Source organism: Streptomyces sp. NPDC006208, from assembly GCF_040613775.1.
Classification (GTDB): Bacteria; Actinomycetota; Actinomycetes; order Streptomycetales; family Streptomycetaceae; genus Streptomyces.
On sequence record NZ_JBEXSW010000010.1, the window covers coordinates 112,475 to 129,150 of the forward strand.

Genomic DNA, 16,676 nt, shown 5'->3' on the forward strand with positions numbered 1-16,676 from the left:
GGTCAGACGTCGCGGCTGTTGATCGTCGCGAATGCTCCGGCCATCGCGACCGCGGTCACGCCCAGGATGATCCACACCGGCTCCCAGCCGACGGGACCGGAACCGGAGCCGTCGGCGGCCTGTCCGTAGACGCCGATGAGCTGGCTCGGGATCGCGTATCGCAGCAGGAAGTCCTGCACGTCCGAGAGCGACTCCGAGAACATGAACATGGCTGCCACGAGCGGCAGCAGCATCACGCCGATCATGATCGTGATGGCGCCCGCCGAGTGCCGGATCATCGCACCGACAGCGAGGGACAGCAGTCCGAGCGTCGCGACGTAGAGCCCCACACCCACGGTGGACTGCAGCCACTGCCCCCCGGTCGGCTCGTCCGCGTCCACCATCGACGTCTGGACGGCGGCGACGAGCGCGGCGATCACGGTCGTGAGGGTGAAGACCAGCAGGAAGAACACGAGCGACTTGGCGATCAGCACCCGGCTCCGGCTGGGGCAGGCGGTCAGGGTCGTACGGATCATGCCGGTGCCGTACTCGGACGCGATGGTGAGCACGCCGAGCGTCATCACACAGATCGAACCGAGCAGTACTCCGAAGAAGCCGAGGCCGAGCGCCGACTCGCCCTCCACCCGTACATCCTGCGACGAGACGATCGCCGCGACACCGAGACCGATGCCGAGCATCAGCACGATCATCACGCCGAGGGTCCACATCGTGGAGCGCACCGAGCGGATCTTGGTCCACTCGGAGGCCAGGGCGTCGCCGAGGTGGGCGCTGCGCACCGGGATGGGGGAGGCGTACGAGGCGACGGGTGCGCCCTGCTGCTGGTAGGGGGTGGTCATCGGGCGTCCTCGGGCTTGTTCAGGTCGGCGGGGGCGGCAGCGGCCGACGGAGCGACGGGCGGGGCGGCGGGGGCCACAGGGGCACCGGTGACCGGCGCGCCGGGCGCGTACGGGTTCTGGCCCGGCGCAGGCGGCGGCGGGGCGTAGAAGCCGTGCTGCGGCACCTCGGGGATCTGCTGCTGCGGCGGCAGGTACCCCATCGGCGGCTGCTGCATCAGCCCCGACTTCTGGTCCGCGGTCGAGCGGTAGTCGACGGCGCCCTGCGTCATGCGCATGTACGCCTCCTCCAGCGAGGCCTGGTGCGGCGACAGCTCCCACAGCCGCACATCCGCCGAGTGCGCGAGATCGCTGATCCGCGGCAGGGTCAGCCCGGTCACCCTCAGCGCGCCGTCCTGTTCGGGCAGCACCTGCCCGCCGGCCTCGGTCAGCGCGGCCGAGAGCTTCTCGCGCTGCTGCGGCTCGGTGTGCGGCGTACGCACCCGAGCGAAGTCCGCGGAGTTGTGCGAGATGAAGTCCTTGACGCTCATGTCCGCCATCAGCTGCCCGCGGCCGATCACGATCAAGTGGTCGGCGGTGAGCGCCATCTCGCTCATCAGATGCGAGGAGACGAAGACGGTACGGCCCTCTGAGGCCAGCTGCTTCATCAGATTGCGCACCCAGAGGATGCCCTCGGGGTCGAGGCCGTTGACCGGCTCGTCGAACAGCAGCACCTGCGGGTCACCCAGGAGCGCGGCGGCGATGCCGAGCCGCTGCCCCATACCGAGCGAGAAGCCCTTGGAGCGCCGCTTGGCCACGTCCTGCAGACCGACGACCCCGAGCACCTCGTCGACGCGGCGCGCCGGGATGCCCGACAGCTGTGCCAGCGACAGCAGATGGCTGCGCGCACTGCGTCCGCCGTGCACCGCCTTGGCGTCCAGCAGCGCACCGACCTGGCGCGGCGCGTTCGGCAGCTGCCGGAAGGGCAGGCCGCCGATGGTCACCCGCCCCTCGGTCGGCCGGTCGAGGCCGAGGATCATGCGCATGGTGGTGGACTTGCCGGCGCCGTTGGGCCCGAGGAAGCCGGTGACGGCCCCCGGCCGCACCTGGAAGGAAAGGTTGTACACGGCCGTCTTGGCGCCGTAGCGCTTGGTCAGGCCGACTGCCTCGATCATTCTGCAGCCCCATCGGCTTTCGGGTCGTCGGGGCAGCGGCAGTGCTGCCGATCGCCCCCGTAAGAGTTAGGAGGATATCCGGGGTTTGACGGTTCCCCGCAAGGTATAACGCTCCGGCCACAGCGTCGGGCCGGTCGAGGGCCCCGGCGCTACATGCGCAGCGAGCCGCCCAGCGGCGGCAGATCGTCGTACCGGCGCGGCTCGGCCGCCCTGTCCGCGTACGCCGCAAGGCCGGTCCGCCGCAGCACCCATCCCTCCTCGCCGAAGATCTGCGTCCCCCGCTCCCGCACCGCCCCCTCCGCCCGCGCCCTTTCCACCCACGCCGCCGGATCCGGCCCCAGCAGTGTGCGCAGCCGGGCGGAGCCGGCGAGCAGGGCTGCGAGGAGCTCCCTCTGGGTGCCGCCGCCGGAGCGCGGGGTGCCGTCCGGCCCGCGCAGGACGCCGTGCGCGCTGACGTATACATGGGCGCCGCTCAGCCGCTCGCCGGACGGCATCGTCATCGCGAACGCCGTGCCGGGCAGCAGCGCTCGCCGGTAGTGGAACTCCGTGCCGTCCAAGGCCGCGAGCTGGACCGGGTCCAGCCATGAGACGACCAGGACCGCTTGTGCCCCGGGGTCCGCGTACGGTGTCCCCGCCACATAGCCGGCCGTGCTGATGTGACCCGAGCAGCCGACGCCGACGCCGCGCACCCGAACCGGGACCATCGGCACGACGGCCGGGACGCCGCGGCGGGTGAGTTTGTGGCCGACCTGCGCGGGCGATGCGTTGGAGCCGACCGCCAGCACCGGGTGGCGGCGCCCGGCGGAGGCCCGGCCGAGGCGGGCGAGCACCTCGTCCAGCGGCTGCCGCCGCTCTTTCACGTACCACTCGCCGAGCCGCCGCGGCCGTACGTCCAGCCGCAGCAGCTCGTCGCCGGTCAGCAGGGAGGGCTCGGTCACCGGCAGGCCCGGATAGGCCAGCGGGTCTTCCGCCGGAACGGCGTCCAGCCCCAGGGCCTCGAGACTGCGGTCCGTCATCGGCGGTGCCCTTCGGGGATCACGCGCGTGCGGGGGCAGCGACACCTCAGGTCCACCCGTGGCGGGCAAACGGGACCCACCCGGGCAATGCGGTTGACGGGGGCGCGGACCGGGGAGAGATCTCCGAAAGTGAACTCGCGGTGGGGAGGCGGGAGTTGCACTGGATTCCCGGATTGCCGGTGAGGCGCAGGCCGCATCCCCGGTGTCGGAAGTCGGTTCGCTGGTGGGTGGCGGGGCGTTCGGTCCCCGCACTGATCCTCATGACGCTGAGCGCGCTCGCGGCCCTCGCCTCGGCCATCGCCGTGGCGTGGACGCTGAGCGAGGACTCCGACCGGGGCATCGCGGAGCGGCTGCGGGACGGGGAGGAGCTGGCCGGTCTGGCGCTGGGGGCGCTGCGGGCCTGCATCGGCACGGACAGTCTCAGCCCCGAGCCGGACAGCGTGGCCCATGCACTGCTGGCCACCGTCGCCTCGATCACCGGTGCACTGGTGCCCGCGGTACTGCTCGGCATCGTGCTGATCAAGATGTTCGCCCTGCGCCCGTTCGTCTGGCGCAGGAGGGCCTCCGTCGCCCCCGCGTACACCGTGCACCAGTTCCGCGAGTACGCCGCCCGGCACCGGGACAGCACGAACGCGGTGATCGGTGTGCGTTTCTACAACCACATCGACAATCTCGCCTTGGCGGATCTTCGGGTGACGGCCCAGATGCGCTATCTGGAGAGGTCGCAGGAGGGCCTCCTGGTCATCTACAAGATGAAGCTGAGGGTCCTCGACGAGAAGGGGGAGGAGTCCACCGAGCGCTACTGGCCGTCGGTGGAGCGCGGTGCGCCGTTCACCGTGTGGATCCCGGTCGACGCGCCCGTGCCCCGGCTGCCGTTCACCCGCATCCAGGGCAAGGACCTCAGCGGCTCGCAGGGTGTCAGGCTGCTGGTCCGGCTGACCGCGCGCACGGTCGGCATGGGCACCGAGATCGTCGACGAGCGCTGGTTCGACCTGGACGGGGACGACTTCGAGACCGGCCGCTTCGTGCCGCTGCAGCCCGATCTCGGCCAGGACGTGTGGACCTGGCGTGGCTGGGCCGAGTTCGACGGACTGCTGCCGGGCGAGGGAGGCCCCCCGCCCGACGGCGGCGCCCGGCCCCCGGCCGGGGACACCCCGCCCGGCCGGGCACCCGCTACGCGTCGCGCTCCTTGAGCACCACAGCGCCGCCGATCAGCGCCGCAACCACCCACAGCAGCATGATCCCGAGGCCGCCCCAGGGGCCGTACGGAGCCGCCTCCGTGTTCATCGCGTCCGGGACGACCTGCATGATCTTCGATCCGGCCTGGTCCGGGAAGTAGCGGGCCACGTCCTTCGCGCCCGGAACCGCCGAGAGGATCTGCGAGACCAGGAAGAAGAACGGCATCAGGATGCCGAGCGACAGCATCGAGCTGCGCAGCATCGCCGCAACGCCCATCGAGAAGACCGCGATCAGCCCCATGTAGAGGCCTCCGCCGACCACGGCGCGCAGTACGTTCTCCGCGCCGATGGTCGTGCGGTGTTCGCCGAGCAGGGCCTGGCCGAGGAAGAAGGTCAGAAAGCTTGTGACCATGCCGACCACCAGTGCCAGCAGCCCGGCCACCGCGATCTTGCTGAACAGGAACGTGGCCCGCTGGGGCACGGCGGCGAGCGACGTACGGATCATGCCGGAGCTGTACTCCGTGCCGACCACCAGGACGCCGAAGACGACCATTGCCAGCTGCCCGAGGATCATCCCGGAGAAGCTCAGGAACGTCGGGTCGAAGGTGGCCCGCTCGACCTCCGACAGATCGTCGAACGTCGAGGCCAGCAGTGCGCAGAGCGCGGCGCTCATCGCGACCGTCACGACCAGCGCGCTGATCAGCGTCCAGACGGTCGAGGAGACCGTCCGGATCTTGGTCCACTCCGACCGGAACACGGCAGGTACGGATGCCATGGGTCAGACCCCCTTGAATTCGCCGTCGCGCGGGGCCCACTGCGGTGCGGTGCCCGTGGAATGCGCGTGGTACTCCACCGCGCCTGCCGTCATCTGCATGAACGCCTCTTCCAGCGAGGCGCGTTGGGCGCTGAGCTCGTGCAGCACGATGCGGTGCTTCGCGGCAAGCTCGCCGAGCTGCTCGGTCGTGGCGCCGTCGATCTCGAGCGTGCCGTTGCCCGACTCCACCGCGGTCAGGCCGGCCGCGTGCAGCACATCGCGCAGCCGCTCCTGCTGCGGAGAGCGCAGCCGTACATAACTGCGTGAGTTCTGGTGAATGAAATCGGCCATGGACATGTCCGCCATCAGCCGGCCCTGCCCGATGACGATCAAGTGATCGGCGGTGAGTGCCATTTCGCTCATCAGATGGGACGAGACGAAGATCGTCCGGCCTTCGCCCGCGAGGGTCTTCATCAGATTGCGGATCCAGTGAATTCCTTCGGGATCCAGTCCGTTGACCGGTTCGTCGAACATCAGGATCTCGGGGTCACCGAGCAGGGCGGAGGCGATTCCCAGCCGCTGCCCCATGCCGAGTGAGAATCCCTTGGTCTTTTTCCCTGCCACGGCACTCAGGCCGACCACGTCGAGGACTTCCGCGACCCGGCTCGCGGGGATGCGGTTGGCCTGGGCGAGGCAGAGCAGATTGTTGTACGCACTGCGGCCGCCGTGCATGGCCTTGGCGTCCAGCAGCGCGCCGATGTACTTGAACGGCTCCTCGAGGTCCCGGTAGTGCTTGCCGTCGATCCGGACCTTCCCGCTGGTGGGGTTGTCCAGATCGAGCATCATCCGCATCGTCGTCGACTTGCCCGCGCCGTTCGGTCCGAGGAAGCCGGTCACCACACCCGGCCGGACCGTGAAGGAGAGATGGTCGACAGCCACCTTGCTGCCGAAGTGTTTGGTGAGACCCTCGAGCTCGATCATGTGTTCACGCTACGGGCGGGGTACGGCATTCGCCACCGGGTTCGCCCAACGGGTCAGGACACTTTCGGTGGCCTGCCGCCGACGCGCGAGTGCCCGGCGCCACAAGGGCACCGGGCACTCGGTGAACCGTGACCCGAGGGGGCGTCAGCGGGTCTGCTGCGCCGGGACGCCGCGGGAGATCGGCTCGTCGTCGGCGGGGGAACCGGCCGCGGCGACCGCCGCACCGGTCAGCGTCGCCAGCATCTCGCGGACGTTGGTCAGCTGAGCGTTGATGGAGTCGCGGCGGTTGGTGAGCGCCGCCAGCTCGCGCTCCGATTCGCTGCGGATGCGGTCCGCCTTGGCGTTCGCGTCGGCCACGATGTCCTCGGCCTGGCGCTGTGCGGTCTCCACCGTCTGACGGGCCCGGCGCTCGGCGTCCGTACGCAGCTTCTCGGCCTCCAGGCGCAGCTGCTCGGCGCGGTGCTCGATCTCCGCCAGGCGCTTCTCGGCCTTCGCCTGACGCGAAGCCAGGTCGCGCTCGGACTGCTCGCGGCGCTTGGCCAGGTTGGTCTCGAAGTCCGCGGCGGCCTGGGCGGCCTTGGCGCGGGTCTCCTCGAAGAGCGCGTCCGCCTCCTCACGCTTGGACTGCGCGTCCTTCTGCGCCTCGGAACGCAGCGTCTGGGCGTCGCCCTTGGCCTTCTCGACGATCCGGACGCCCTCGTCCTCGGCCTTGGCCTTGCGCTCGGTGGCGAACGACTCGGCGTCGTTGCGCACCTGCTGGGCGGCGGACTCGGCGAGCTCGCGGTGCTGCTCGGCCGCGCGACGGGCCTCCTCGCGCAGGTCCTTCGCCTCCTCCTCGGCGAGGCGGAGGATCTTCTCGACACGCGCGCCGAGACCGGCGTACGACGGCTCCGCGTCGCTGACCTGGGCCTGGGCGTTCTGCGTCTCGAGGTGGAGCTCCTCGATGCGCTTTTCCAGAGACGTGATTCGGGACAGTGCACTATCACGGTCGGCGACGAGCTTGGTAATGCGGTCATCCACCTGACCGCGGTCGTAACCACGCCGCACGAGCTCGAAGCCGAAGGGGGAGGAAGTGTCGCTCATGGGGTTCCTGTCGAATGAGACCGGTGAGGTGTTAGGGGGAATCCTAGGGGCCGAAGCGGCGTGTCATCGAGCGGATGCCCGTTTGATATGGAGAATGTCCAGTCTTTTGAGTGGCTAGCTGTCCGATGACTTGCCACTCGAACGTGTAACACCCGCCGACGCGCCCGCCTTGACGCCACCGTCCTTGCCCGCACCGGGAGTCTCGAAGGACTCCAAGGCCTCCAGCACGTCCTGGACCCGGGAAATCTCGGCCTGGATGTCCTCGCGACGGCGCACCAGCACATCGAGTTCCCGCTTGCCCTCGGCGACCGTGCGTTCGGCCTCGCTGTCGGCCTCCGCCTTGACCCGCTCCGCCTCGCGGACCAGTTCGGCCTTCTTCTGCGCGGCCTCCTTCAGCAGGGCCTCCGCCTTGCGCACGGCGGCGATCCTGACCTTGCCTGCCTCCGAATTGGCCTCGGACAGCAGCTCCTTGGCCTTCGCCTCCGCCTCGGTCTTCTGCTCGTCGGCGGCCTTGACCAGCTGGTCGGCCCGCTCGCCGGCCGATCTCATCTGCTCGGCCGTCTCGCGGCGGGCCCGCTCGTGCAGCTCCTCGACCTCGTTCTCCACCCGGGCCCGCAGCTCCTCGCCGCGCTCCCGGATGGCCGTGGAGTCCCGGCGGGCACCGACCAGCAGCTCGTCGGCGTCCGTCCGTGCCTTCTCCACCAGGGTGTTGCCCTCGACGGTCGCCTCGGCGACCAGCCGCTCGGCCTCCTTGCGGGCCGCGCCCACCATGGCGTCCGCCTGCTCCTCGGCCTCGGTGGCCGCACGCAGCGCCTCCTCCTGGGCCTTGGAGATCAGCTGGTCGACCTGCTTGGCGGCGTCCGCGCGGCGCTTGGCCGCGGTCTCGCGGGCCTCGTCCACCGTGCGGTCGGCCGCGGCGCGGGCCTCGGTGCGGATCCGGTCGGCAGCGGCCTCCGCGTCCGCCTTGACCTTCTGGGCCTCCGCCCTGATGCGCTCGGCGGCCTGCTGGGCCGAGCCCACCGCGTCGGCGGCCTCGGCGCGCAGCCGCTCCGCCTCACCGCTCGCCTCGGTGATCAGCTGGTCGGCCTGCGCCGCCGCATCGGCGCGGCGCTTGTCGGCGGCCTGCCTGGCCTCGTCGAGCACCTGCTCGCGGTCGGTTCGCACCGCGGTCCGCAGCTGCTCGATCTCGGCCTCGCCGTCCACCTTGATCTGCTCGGCCTCGATGAGCAGCCGGGTGGCCTCCGCGTCGGCCGATGCGCGCAGTTCGGCCGCCTCGGTCCGCAGCCGCTCCGACTCGCTCGTCGCCTCGCCGATCAGCAGATCCACCTGCGCGGCCGCCTCGGAACGGATCCGGTTGGCGTCCTCGCGGGCCTCGGCCCTGGTGCGCGACGCGTCCTGGTCGGCGGAGGCCAGCGCGTCCGAGGCCTCCGTCCGCACCCGCTGCGCGTACTCCGCGGTGTCGGCGCGCAGCCGGTCCGACTCGGTGATCGCGTCGCTCATGGTCCGCTCGGCCAGAGCCTGCGCGGCCTCGGACTCCTCCTGGGCCCTGGCGCGCAGCCGGGCCGCGTCCTCGGAGGCCCGCTCCCGCTCCGCGTACGCATCGGCGCGGACCCGGTCCGCCTCTTCCTGCGCCTCGGTCCTGGTGCGCTCCGCCGCATGCTCGGCCGCACTGCGCAGCCCGGCGATCTCTTCCTCGGCCTGCTCCTGAAGACCGTTGACGGAGTCCCGCACCTGCTGTGCGGTCTGCTCGGCGGCCGAGACCATCTCGGCGGCACGCCGGTCGGCCTCCTCGACCAGCCGGTGCGCCTCCGTCTGCGCCTCCTCGACGCGCCTGCGGGCGGACGCGAGCAGCTCCTCGCTCTGCTCGCGGGCCAGCTCCCGCTCCTGGTTGGCCTCCGTACGCGCCGAGTCGAGAATCTCCTCCGCCTCCCGGCGGCGGCGGTTCGCCTCCTCCTGGGCGGCGGCGAGCGCCTCGGCGGCCTCCGCGCCCACGCGCTCCGCGGCGGCAGCGGCCTCGGCCCGCACCCGGTCGGCCGTGTCCTGGGCCTCGTTCTTGAGCCGCTCGGCCTCGGTCGCCGCATCGGTGCGCAGCCGGACCGCGACCGCCTCACCCTCGGCGCGGGAGGCCGAGGCGTCGGCGGCAGCCTCGTCGCGCAGCCGCTCCGCCTCCTGCTCGGCCTGTGCCTGCAGCGTACGCAGCCGCTCGGCGGCCTCGGCGCGCACCCGCTCGGTCTCCTCGGCCGCCTCGCGGCGGATCCGCTCGGCCTCGCCGCGCGCCTCGGAAAGACGCTCCTCGGCGGTCGCCAGACGGGTCTCGGCCTCGGTGTGCAGCCGGGTCAGGTCATCGGCGGCCTCGCTCTGCCGGGCCGCTACGGCGCGCTCGGTCTCCTGGCGCAGCTCGGCCGCGGCGCTCTCGGCGGCCGCCCGTACGCCGTCGGCCAGTTCCTCGGCCTCGCCGCGCAGCCGGTCGGCCTCCGCGCGGGTGCGCTCCAGGGTCTCCTCGGCCTGCTTGCGCAGGGTGGTGGCGCGTTCGATCGCCTCCGTACGCACCCGCTCGCTGTCGCCGCTCGCGGCGGCGCGCAGCTCGTCGGCGTCGGTGCGGGCCTTGGTCAGCAGCTCCTCGGCGGTACTGGCCGCCTCCTCGATCTGCTGGACGGCCTCGCGGCGCGCCTCGCCACGGATGCGCTCGCCCTCGGCGACCGCCTCGGCACGCAGCTGCTCGGCCTCGCCGCGCAGCCGGCGTGCCTCCTCCTGCAGCTCGACGGTCTTGGCGCGGTACTCCTTGGTGTCGTCCTTGGCCGCGCCCTTGAGCTGGTCGGCCTGCTCGGCGGCCTCGCCGCGCAGCCGGTCCGCCTCGGCCTCGGCCTCGCGGCGGATCCGCTCGGCCTCCTCGCTCGCCTTGCGGGTGGTGTCCTTGGCGTCCTCGGAGGCCTTGTTGAGCACCTCCTCGGCGGTGCGGGCGGCCTTGGCGAGGTGGGCGGCGGAGTCCTCGGCGGCGGCGGTACGGGCCTTGTCGGCCGCGCCCGCGACCAGCTTCTCCGCCTCGGCGCGGGCATCGGCGAGCGCCTGCTCGGCCTCGGCCTTCAGCGCCTCGGACTCCTTGGTGGCCTCGCTGACCAGCCGGGCGATCTCCGCCTTGGCCGTACGGGTGCGCTGCTCGTTGACCGACTCGGAGGAGGCCAGCTGCTTGGAGGCGGCCTCCTTGGCCTCGGTGACCAGCTTCTCGGCCTCGGCGCGCGCCTCGCGCAGCTTCTCCTCGGCCTGCTGGGCCCGCTGCTCGGCGGCGCGGCTGAGCTCGGCCGCCTGCTGGCGTGCCTGATCGGACTCGGCGCTGGTGGAGGAGCGCAGCTGCTCGGCGTGGCTGGTGGCCTCCTGGGCCTGGTTGGACGCGGCGGTCAGCAGCCGCTCGGCGTCCTTGCGGGCACGCAGAAGGATCGCTTCCGCTTCGGTGCGGGCGCTCTCCGCCTCCGAGCCCACCCGCCTGCGGGCCTCCTCGGCGATCCGGGCGGCCTCGGCACGGGCCGCGGCGAGCGCCTGCTCGGCCTCGGCGCGGGTCTCGTCGATCAGCCGCTGGGCCTGGGACTCGCTGCGGGCGCGCAGCTGCTCGGCCCAGGCGACGTTCTCGTTGACGTGCGACTCGACGGTCTGACGGCGCTCGGCCAGCTCCTGGTCGAGGCGCTGGCGACGCTGGTTGGCCTCGGTGTGCAGCTCTGCCTGCAGCCGCGCCTGGTGCTCGGCGTGCTCCTGGAGGATGCGCTGCGTCTGGGCACGGGCCTCGCGCAGCTCGCGCTCGGCGTCCATGCGCAGCTGGTCGGCCTGGATCTGGGCGTTCCGCAGCAGCTGCTCGGCCTGATAGCCGATGTCTGCGTTGTCGTAGGCAGGACGGGAGGCGAGATTACGGCGCGCCTCATGGAGCTTTGCACGCAAAACCTCGACCTGGTAGCCCAGGTCTTCGGCGTGCTGGACGGCCTTCTCCCGCTCGGTCTTCAGCCGGTCCATCTCGGCCTCGAACCGCGAGAGGTGGTCGTCCTCAGCTCGGTGGCTCTCCTGGCGTTCGTAGCCCCGCACTGCGCGGTCCCATCCGTCCCCTGGTCGCAACTGTCTCCGTACGAGACCGTTCGCCGGCGAACGGCCCCCCGGGGAATGGTGACAGATCAATGACGAGGACGCGGCACGGCCCCGACCCGGCCCCGGCCCGGAATCGCCCACTCTACCGGGCCGGGAATCCTCAGGTCAGTGCTCCGTTGCAGACGTGACGAGTTCGGTGAGTACGCCGTGGCAGTCCTTGGGGTGGAGGAAGGTGATACGCGAACCCATGGAGCCGATACGCGGTTCGTCGTACAGAACCCGCACGCCCTTGTCCCGGATGGACTGCGCGTCGCCGTCCACGTCCGCGGTGCCGAAGGCGATGTGGTGGACGCCCTCACCGTTCTTGGCCAGCCACTTTCCCACCGCGGAGTCCTCGCGGGTGGGCTCCAGGAGCTGGAGGTAGGAGGCGCCGCCGTCGGACGTCTCATTGATCTTGAGCATGGCTTCCCGCACGCCCTGCTCGTCATTGACCTCGGAGTGGAACACCTCGAAGCCGTACGTGGCCCGGTAGAACTCGACAGTCTTGTCGAGGTCGAAGCAGGCGATCCCGATGTGGTCGATTCGCGTCAGCATTTCTCCAGTGCAGCGCCATTGCGGGTGGTTACGCAACGTGCGCGCGATCACACCGGCAGCCCGGTGACCCGAGCCGGTACCGCTCAGTACATTTGAGGTAAACCCTCGTTCACTCCTCAGCTGCGGCTGGTAAGGGGATCGTGCACATGTCTGGAACGACCGGTAACACCTCCGTGATCGTCGCGGGCGCTCGTACGCCCATGGGCCGTCTGCTCGGCTCGCTCAAGTCCTTCTCCGGTGCCGATCTCGGCGGCTTCGCCATCAAGGCGGCGCTGGACCGGGCGGGCATCGGCGGCGATCAGGTGCAGTACGTGATCATGGGGCAGGTGCTGCAGGCAGGCGCGGGGCAGATCCCGGCCCGCCAGGCCGCGGTCAAGGGCGGCATCCCGATGAACGTCCCCGCCCTCACGATCAACAAGGTCTGTCTGTCCGGACTGGACGCCATCGCCCTGGCCGACCAGCTGATCCGCGCCGGTGAGTTCGACATCGTCGTGGCCGGCGGCCAGGAGTCGATGACCAACGCCCCGCACCTGCTGCCCAAGTCGCGCGAGGGCTACAAGTACGGCGCCGTCGAGATGCTCGACGCCATGGCGTACGACGGTCTCACCGACGCCTTCGAGAACGTCGCCATGGGCGAGTCCACCGAGAAGCACAACACCCGGCTCGGAATCGCCCGTCCGGAGCAGGACGAGATCGCGGCGCTCTCGCACCAGCGCGCCGCGGCCGCGCAGAAGAACGGTCTGTTCGAGGCCGAGATCACGCCCGTCGAGATCCCGCAGCGCAAGGGCGAGCCGGTGATCTTCAGCAAGGACGAGGGCATCCGTGGTGAGACCACGGTGGACTCGCTCGGCAAGCTGCGCCCCGCCTTCGCCAAGGACGGCACGATCACCGCCGGTACCTCCTCGCAGATCTCCGACGGCGCCGCGGCGGTCGTGGTGATGAGCAAGGCCAAGGCCGAGGAGCTGGGCCTGGAGTGGATCGCCGAGATCGGTGCCCACGGCAACGTGGCCGGCCCCGACAACTCGCTCCAGTCGCAGCCGTCCAACGCCATCAAGCACGCGGTGGGCAAGGAGGGTATCGCCGTCGAGGACCTCGACCTCATCGAGATCAACGAGGCCTTCGCGGCCGTTGCCGTGCAGTCAATGAAGGACCTCGGCGTGACCCCGGAAAAGGTGAACGTCAACGGCGGCGCCATCGCGCTGGGCCACCCGATCGGCATGTCCGGTGCCCGTGTCGTGCTGCACTTGGCGCTGGAGCTCAAGCGCCGCGGCGGCGGTGTCGGTGCGGCGGCGCTGTGCGGCGGCGGTGGCCAGGGCGACGCGCTGATCCTTCGCGTCCCGGGCAAGTAACCCGGCGCGCTTTCTCGCCCCAACCCGAAGTACGCGTCCCTAACTCAAGGAACGGAGCAGTGATGGCGGACGTCCCCGAGCTGGTCGCCCAGGCACGCGAGGGCAGGCCCCGGGCCGTGGCCCGGCTGATCTCGCTGGTCGAGGGGGCGTCGCCGCAGCTGCGCGAGGTGATGGCGGCGCTCGCGCCGCTGACCGGAGGGGCGTACGTCGTCGGTCTGACCGGTTCGCCGGGTGTCGGCAAGTCGACGTCCACGTCGGCGCTGGTGTCGGCGTACCGGCGGGCAGGCAAGCGGGTGGGAGTGCTGGCCGTCGACCCGTCCTCGCCCTTCTCGGGCGGGGCGCTGCTCGGCGACCGGGTCCGGATGTCGGACCACGCCTCCGACCCCGGCGTCTACATCCGCTCGATGGCCACCCGCGGCCATCTGGGTGGCCTGGCCTGGGCCGCACCGCAGGCGATCCGTGTCCTGGACGCGGCCGGCTGCGAGGTGATCCTGGTGGAGACGGTGGGCGTGGGCCAGTCGGAGGTGGAGATCGCCTCCCAGGCCGACACCTCCGTGGTGCTGCTGGCGCCGGGCATGGGCGACGGTATCCAGGCGGCCAAGGCGGGCATCCTCGAGATCGGCGACGTGTACGTCGTCAACAAGGCGGACCGGGACGGTGCGGATGCCACCGCCCGCGAGCTCAACCACATGCTGGGCCTGGGCGAGTCCCGCGGCCCCGGCGACTGGCGTCCGCCGATCGTGAAGACGGTCGCGGCGCGGAACGAGGGGATCGACGAGGTCGTCGAGGCGCTGGAGAAGCACCGCGCGTGGATGGAGGAGCACGGCGTTCTGACGGAGCGCCGGGCCCGCCGCGCGGCCCATGAGGTGGAGACCATCGCGGTCACCGCACTGCGCGAACGCATCGGCGATCTGCACGGCGACCGCCACCTGGACGCTCTGGCACAGCGGATCGTGGCGGGCGAACTGGACCCGTACACGGCGGCGGACGAACTGGTGGCGGGCCTGACCACGTCCTGACGCCGTCCGCTACCCGGATCCTTGCTCAATAGACACTGTCTACCCACCCTGGTAGACAGTGTCTATGAGTGAACAGGACTCGGGTCTGCGTGCCCGTTTGATCGACGCCGGTGTCGACCTGCTGAGGCGGGAGGGTGTCCAGGCGCTGTCCCTGCGGGAGATCGCCCGCCAGGCGGGCGTCTCGCACGGCGCCCCGCGCCGTTACTTCCCGACCCACCTGGAACTGCTGTCCGCCATCGCGCGTGAGGGCTTCGCCGATCTGGCCGGCCAGATCGCCGCGGCGATCGGCGACAGCCAGGCAGGCCCCCGCGCCCAGCTCATGTCGCTGGGACGCGTCTATCTCGGCTTCGCGCTGGCCGACCGCGGCATGTTCGAGCTGATGTTCCGTCATGACCTGCTGGAGAGCGGCCGTCTCGGCCTGCGGGAGACCAGCCTCCCGCTCTTCGATGTGCTGGTGGATCTCGTGGCCAGGGCACGGCCGCCACACTCCGACGCGCCGCCCCGGCTCGTCGCGGGCGCGCTGTGGGCGAATCTGCACGGCATCGCGCAGCTGTGGGCATGGGGAAGTCTCCCCCTCGCTGTGGGCGGGGACGACGTCGAGCCGCTGCTCCGTGCCGCGCTGGACGCGCACCTCGGACCGGAGGCGGCCCGATGAGCTCACGGCGCCATCGGCGCCTCACCCTCGCGGGCAGCATCACCGGGGCGGCGATCGTGGCCCTGGACGGCACCGTGCTGGTCGTCGCTCAGCCCACCCTTCAGCGGGATCTGGACGCCTCGTTCGTACAGGTCCAGTGGACCAGTACCGGATATCTCATCGCCGTGGCGAGCCTGCTCGTCTTCGCCGGCCGCCTCGGCGACCGGTACGGGCATCAGCGGGTCTTCGCCGCGGGGATGGTGGGGTTCGCGGCTGCTTCGGCGGGTATCGGCCTGGCGCCCGGTATCGGCTGGGTGATCGGCCTGCGCGTTGTCCAGGGGATCTTCGGAGCGCTGCTTCAACCGGCCACGCTCGGGATGCTGCGCGCGGTGTATCCCCCCGACCGGCTCGGCACGCCGATCGCCCTGCGTACCAGTGCCATCGGACTGGCGGCGGCCGCCGGACCGGTCGTCGGCGGTGCGCTGGTCGCCCACCTGGGCTGGCGGGCCGTCTTCCTCGTCAATGTCGTACCGGCGCTCGTGATGGGCCTGCTCGCGCTCGCCGTCCGGGTGCCGCAGCCCCGGAACGTGGGTGCCGTCCGGCTGGACCTGCGCGGTGCCGGCCTTCTCGCCCTGGCTCTGGTGTGCCTTGTGCACACGCTCGTCGAGACACCCCGGACCGGCTGGACGGGGGCGACGGCGCTGGGATGCGGGCTGTTCGCCGCCGCGGGCGCCGCGTTCGTCCGTCATGAGCGGCGTACCGCGAGTCCGCTGGTGCCCTCCACCCTTCTGCGTTCCGCAGCCGTGCCCTCGGCGCTCGCCGTCCTGCTGGCGGCGTCGGCATCACTGTTCGGCACTTTGTTCGTCGGGACCTATTTCCTTCAGGACGTCCTTGCGCTGGACCCGCTCGAGACCGGTCTGAGAGTGCTGCCCCTGGCCCTGATGATGGTGCTGAGTGCGCCCGCCTCGGCGGTGCTGCTGCGCCGGCAGGGGCCCCGCCGGACGGCCGTGGCGGCGATGGCGCTGCTCGCCCTCGGCATCCTTGCGGTGTCCCGGCTCGACCAGGCGTCGACGCCGATCGCGATCGGCGGCAGCTTCCTCCTTCTGGGCGCCGGCTTCGGCCCGGTGATGGTCGCCGCGACGGCCGTCGTCGTGCGCCAGGCGTCGGTGGGCGACGCAGGGGTGGCCGGAGGACTCCAGCAGACCGCCATGAACATCGGCCCGACGCTGGGCGTCGCCGCTGCCACGATGCTCGTTTCTGTCTCCGCACCGCGCGCCGTCGACGGCCGGTCGCGCGGCGGGCCGCACTGGAGCGGCGAGTCCTTCGCCTCCGCGATGGGCTCCGCCCTGGTGGCACTCTCGGCCGTGGCCCTGATCGGTGCGCTGCTCGCCATCGGGCTGCCCGGTCGCACCGGCGCCGCCGGCGGCCGTGCGTCCGTCCTGCCGGACACGGCACGGCGCAGGACGGCCGGTGGGGTCAGAGCTTGCCGCGCCGGCCACGCAGATGCTCGGCGACCGGAGTCAGCGAGGCCCGCAGGTCCTCCAGCGCCTCCGGCGTGAGCAGGTCGATGAAGTGCTTGCGCACGGACGCCACATGGTGCGGTGCGACCTTCTGCATGGTCGCGATCCCGTCGTCGGTCAGCACGGCGTACAGACCGCGGCGGTCCGACTCGCAGTGCTCCCGGCGCACCAGGCCGGCGTTCTCCATGCGGGTGATCTGGTGGGAGAGGCGGCTCTTGGACTGCAGCGTGGCCGCGGCGAGGTCGCTCATCCGCATCCGCCGGTCCGCCGACTCGGAGAGGTTGACCAGGATCTCGTAGTCGTTGTTGGTCAGTCCGAACGGCTGGAGGTCCTTCTCGAGCTGGTGCATCAGCAACCGGCTGACGTCCAGATGGGTGCGCCAGGTGCACTGCTCGTCATCGGTCAGCCAGCGAGTGGCCGTCTCGGTCTCCATATATGGATACTACCCTAAGAAGTTGAAAAGCGGACGAAATCTGGGGGTGTGACGTACGGC

General features: G+C 71.2%; 14 protein-coding genes. 5 read left to right on the forward strand and 9 right to left on the reverse strand.

Annotated features, from left to right (window positions below; all coding sequences use genetic code 11):
- Positions 1–2 precede the first annotated feature (2 nt).
- The 3 genes from ABZ208_RS10510 to ABZ208_RS10520 all read right to left on the reverse strand — a co-directional run bounded on the left by ABZ208_RS10510 (position 3) and on the right by ABZ208_RS10520 (position 3,003).
- Entirely contained in the window at positions 3–836 is an 834-nt protein-coding gene (locus ABZ208_RS10510; RefSeq protein WP_356909108.1) for an ABC transporter permease, read from the reverse strand.
- A complete protein-coding gene (locus ABZ208_RS10515) occupies positions 833–1,987 on the reverse strand; it encodes an ABC transporter ATP-binding protein (protein WP_356909109.1) in 1,155 nt (384 codons plus the stop codon). The genes ABZ208_RS10510 and ABZ208_RS10515 overlap by 4 nt, the downstream gene beginning before the upstream one ends.
- Positions 1,988–2,136: 149 nt before the next feature.
- The gene (locus tag ABZ208_RS10520; protein WP_356909110.1) at positions 2,137–3,003 is read right to left on the reverse strand and encodes a hypothetical protein; all 867 of its coding nucleotides are present in this window, start codon (positions 3,001–3,003) and stop codon (positions 2,137–2,139) included.
- A 260-nt stretch (positions 3,004–3,263) separates the two neighbouring features.
- Here ABZ208_RS10520 and ABZ208_RS10525 point away from each other — a divergent pair, with 260 nt between their 5' ends.
- Positions 3,264–4,196, forward strand: a complete 933-nt coding sequence (locus ABZ208_RS10525) for a hypothetical protein (RefSeq protein ID WP_356909111.1) — start codon at positions 3,264–3,266, stop codon at positions 4,194–4,196.
- Here ABZ208_RS10525 and ABZ208_RS10530 read toward each other — a convergent pair.
- From ABZ208_RS10530 to mce, 5 genes are all read right to left on the reverse strand, one after another.
- Positions 4,177–4,956, reverse strand: a complete 780-nt coding sequence (locus ABZ208_RS10530; RefSeq protein WP_356909112.1) for an ABC transporter permease — start codon at positions 4,954–4,956, stop codon at positions 4,177–4,179. The genes ABZ208_RS10525 and ABZ208_RS10530 overlap by 20 nt on opposite strands.
- 3 nt (positions 4,957–4,959) lie before the next feature.
- A complete protein-coding gene (locus tag ABZ208_RS10535; protein WP_356909113.1) occupies positions 4,960–5,916 on the reverse strand; it encodes an ATP-binding cassette domain-containing protein in 957 nt (318 codons plus the stop codon).
- A 144-nt stretch (positions 5,917–6,060) separates the two neighbouring features.
- Positions 6,061–6,999: a cellulose-binding protein gene (locus ABZ208_RS10540; protein WP_328396311.1), complete on the reverse strand. Its 939-nt coding sequence runs from the start codon at positions 6,997–6,999 to the stop codon at positions 6,061–6,063.
- A 114-nt stretch (positions 7,000–7,113) separates the two neighbouring features.
- Positions 7,114–11,067, reverse strand: a complete 3,954-nt coding sequence (scy, locus tag ABZ208_RS10545; protein ID WP_356909114.1) for a polarized growth protein Scy — start codon at positions 11,065–11,067, stop codon at positions 7,114–7,116.
- 165 nt (positions 11,068–11,232) lie between these two features.
- Complete coding sequence (gene mce, locus ABZ208_RS10550; RefSeq protein ID WP_356909115.1) at positions 11,233–11,661, reverse strand: methylmalonyl-CoA epimerase; 429 nt, start codon at positions 11,659–11,661, stop codon at positions 11,233–11,235.
- A 146-nt stretch (positions 11,662–11,807) separates the two neighbouring features.
- Here mce and ABZ208_RS10555 point away from each other — a divergent pair, with 146 nt between their 5' ends.
- The 4 genes from ABZ208_RS10555 (at position 11,808) to ABZ208_RS10570 (ending at position 16,222) form a co-directional block, all read left to right on the forward strand.
- On the forward strand, positions 11,808–13,010 hold the full coding sequence (locus ABZ208_RS10555) for an acetyl-CoA C-acetyltransferase (protein WP_356909116.1): 1,203 nt from the start codon (positions 11,808–11,810) through the stop codon (positions 13,008–13,010).
- 62 nt (positions 13,011–13,072) lie between these two features.
- Positions 13,073–14,029: a methylmalonyl Co-A mutase-associated GTPase MeaB gene (gene meaB, locus ABZ208_RS10560; protein ID WP_328396303.1), complete on the forward strand. Its 957-nt coding sequence runs from the start codon at positions 13,073–13,075 to the stop codon at positions 14,027–14,029.
- A gap of 64 nt (positions 14,030–14,093) precedes the next feature.
- The gene (locus ABZ208_RS10565) at positions 14,094–14,684 is read left to right on the forward strand and encodes a TetR/AcrR family transcriptional regulator (RefSeq protein ID WP_356909117.1); all 591 of its coding nucleotides are present in this window, start codon (positions 14,094–14,096) and stop codon (positions 14,682–14,684) included.
- On the forward strand, positions 14,681–16,222 hold the full coding sequence (locus ABZ208_RS10570) for an MFS transporter (protein ID WP_356909118.1): 1,542 nt from the start codon (positions 14,681–14,683) through the stop codon (positions 16,220–16,222). Before ABZ208_RS10565 ends, ABZ208_RS10570 begins: the two co-directional genes overlap by 4 nt.
- Here ABZ208_RS10570 and ABZ208_RS10575 read toward each other — a convergent pair.
- Complete coding sequence (locus tag ABZ208_RS10575) at positions 16,140–16,616, reverse strand: MarR family transcriptional regulator (protein WP_356909119.1); 477 nt, start codon at positions 16,614–16,616, stop codon at positions 16,140–16,142. The two genes, ABZ208_RS10570 and ABZ208_RS10575, sit on opposite strands and share 83 nt — an antisense overlap.
- Positions 16,617–16,676: the final 60 nt, after the last annotated feature.

Coding starts and splice junctions, on each gene's coding strand:
- ABZ208_RS10520 (WP_356909110.1), bottom strand. CDS start 3,003: ATGACGGACCGCAGTCTCGAGGCCCTGGGGCTGGACGCCGTTCCGGCG.
- mce (WP_356909115.1), bottom strand. CDS start 11,661: ATGCTGACGCGAATCGACCACATCGGGATCGCCTGCTTCGACCTCGAC.
- ABZ208_RS10530 (WP_356909112.1), bottom strand. CDS start 4,956: ATGGCATCCGTACCTGCCGTGTTCCGGTCGGAGTGGACCAAGATCCGG.
- ABZ208_RS10540 (WP_328396311.1), bottom strand. CDS start 6,999: ATGAGCGACACTTCCTCCCCCTTCGGCTTCGAGCTCGTGCGGCGTGGT.
- ABZ208_RS10565 (WP_356909117.1), top strand. CDS start 14,094: ATGAGTGAACAGGACTCGGGTCTGCGTGCCCGTTTGATCGACGCCGGT.
- ABZ208_RS10525 (WP_356909111.1), top strand. CDS start 3,264: ATGACGCTGAGCGCGCTCGCGGCCCTCGCCTCGGCCATCGCCGTGGCG.
- ABZ208_RS10510 (WP_356909108.1), bottom strand. CDS start 836: ATGACCACCCCCTACCAGCAGCAGGGCGCACCCGTCGCCTCGTACGCC.
- meaB (WP_328396303.1), top strand. CDS start 13,073: ATGGCGGACGTCCCCGAGCTGGTCGCCCAGGCACGCGAGGGCAGGCCC.
- ABZ208_RS10575 (WP_356909119.1), bottom strand. CDS start 16,616: ATGGAGACCGAGACGGCCACTCGCTGGCTGACCGATGACGAGCAGTGC.
- ABZ208_RS10570 (WP_356909118.1), top strand. CDS start 14,681: ATGAGCTCACGGCGCCATCGGCGCCTCACCCTCGCGGGCAGCATCACC.
- ABZ208_RS10515 (WP_356909109.1), bottom strand. CDS start 1,987: ATGATCGAGGCAGTCGGCCTGACCAAGCGCTACGGCGCCAAGACGGCC.
- ABZ208_RS10535 (WP_356909113.1), bottom strand. CDS start 5,916: ATGATCGAGCTCGAGGGTCTCACCAAACACTTCGGCAGCAAGGTGGCT.
- ABZ208_RS10555 (WP_356909116.1), top strand. CDS start 11,808: ATGTCTGGAACGACCGGTAACACCTCCGTGATCGTCGCGGGCGCTCGT.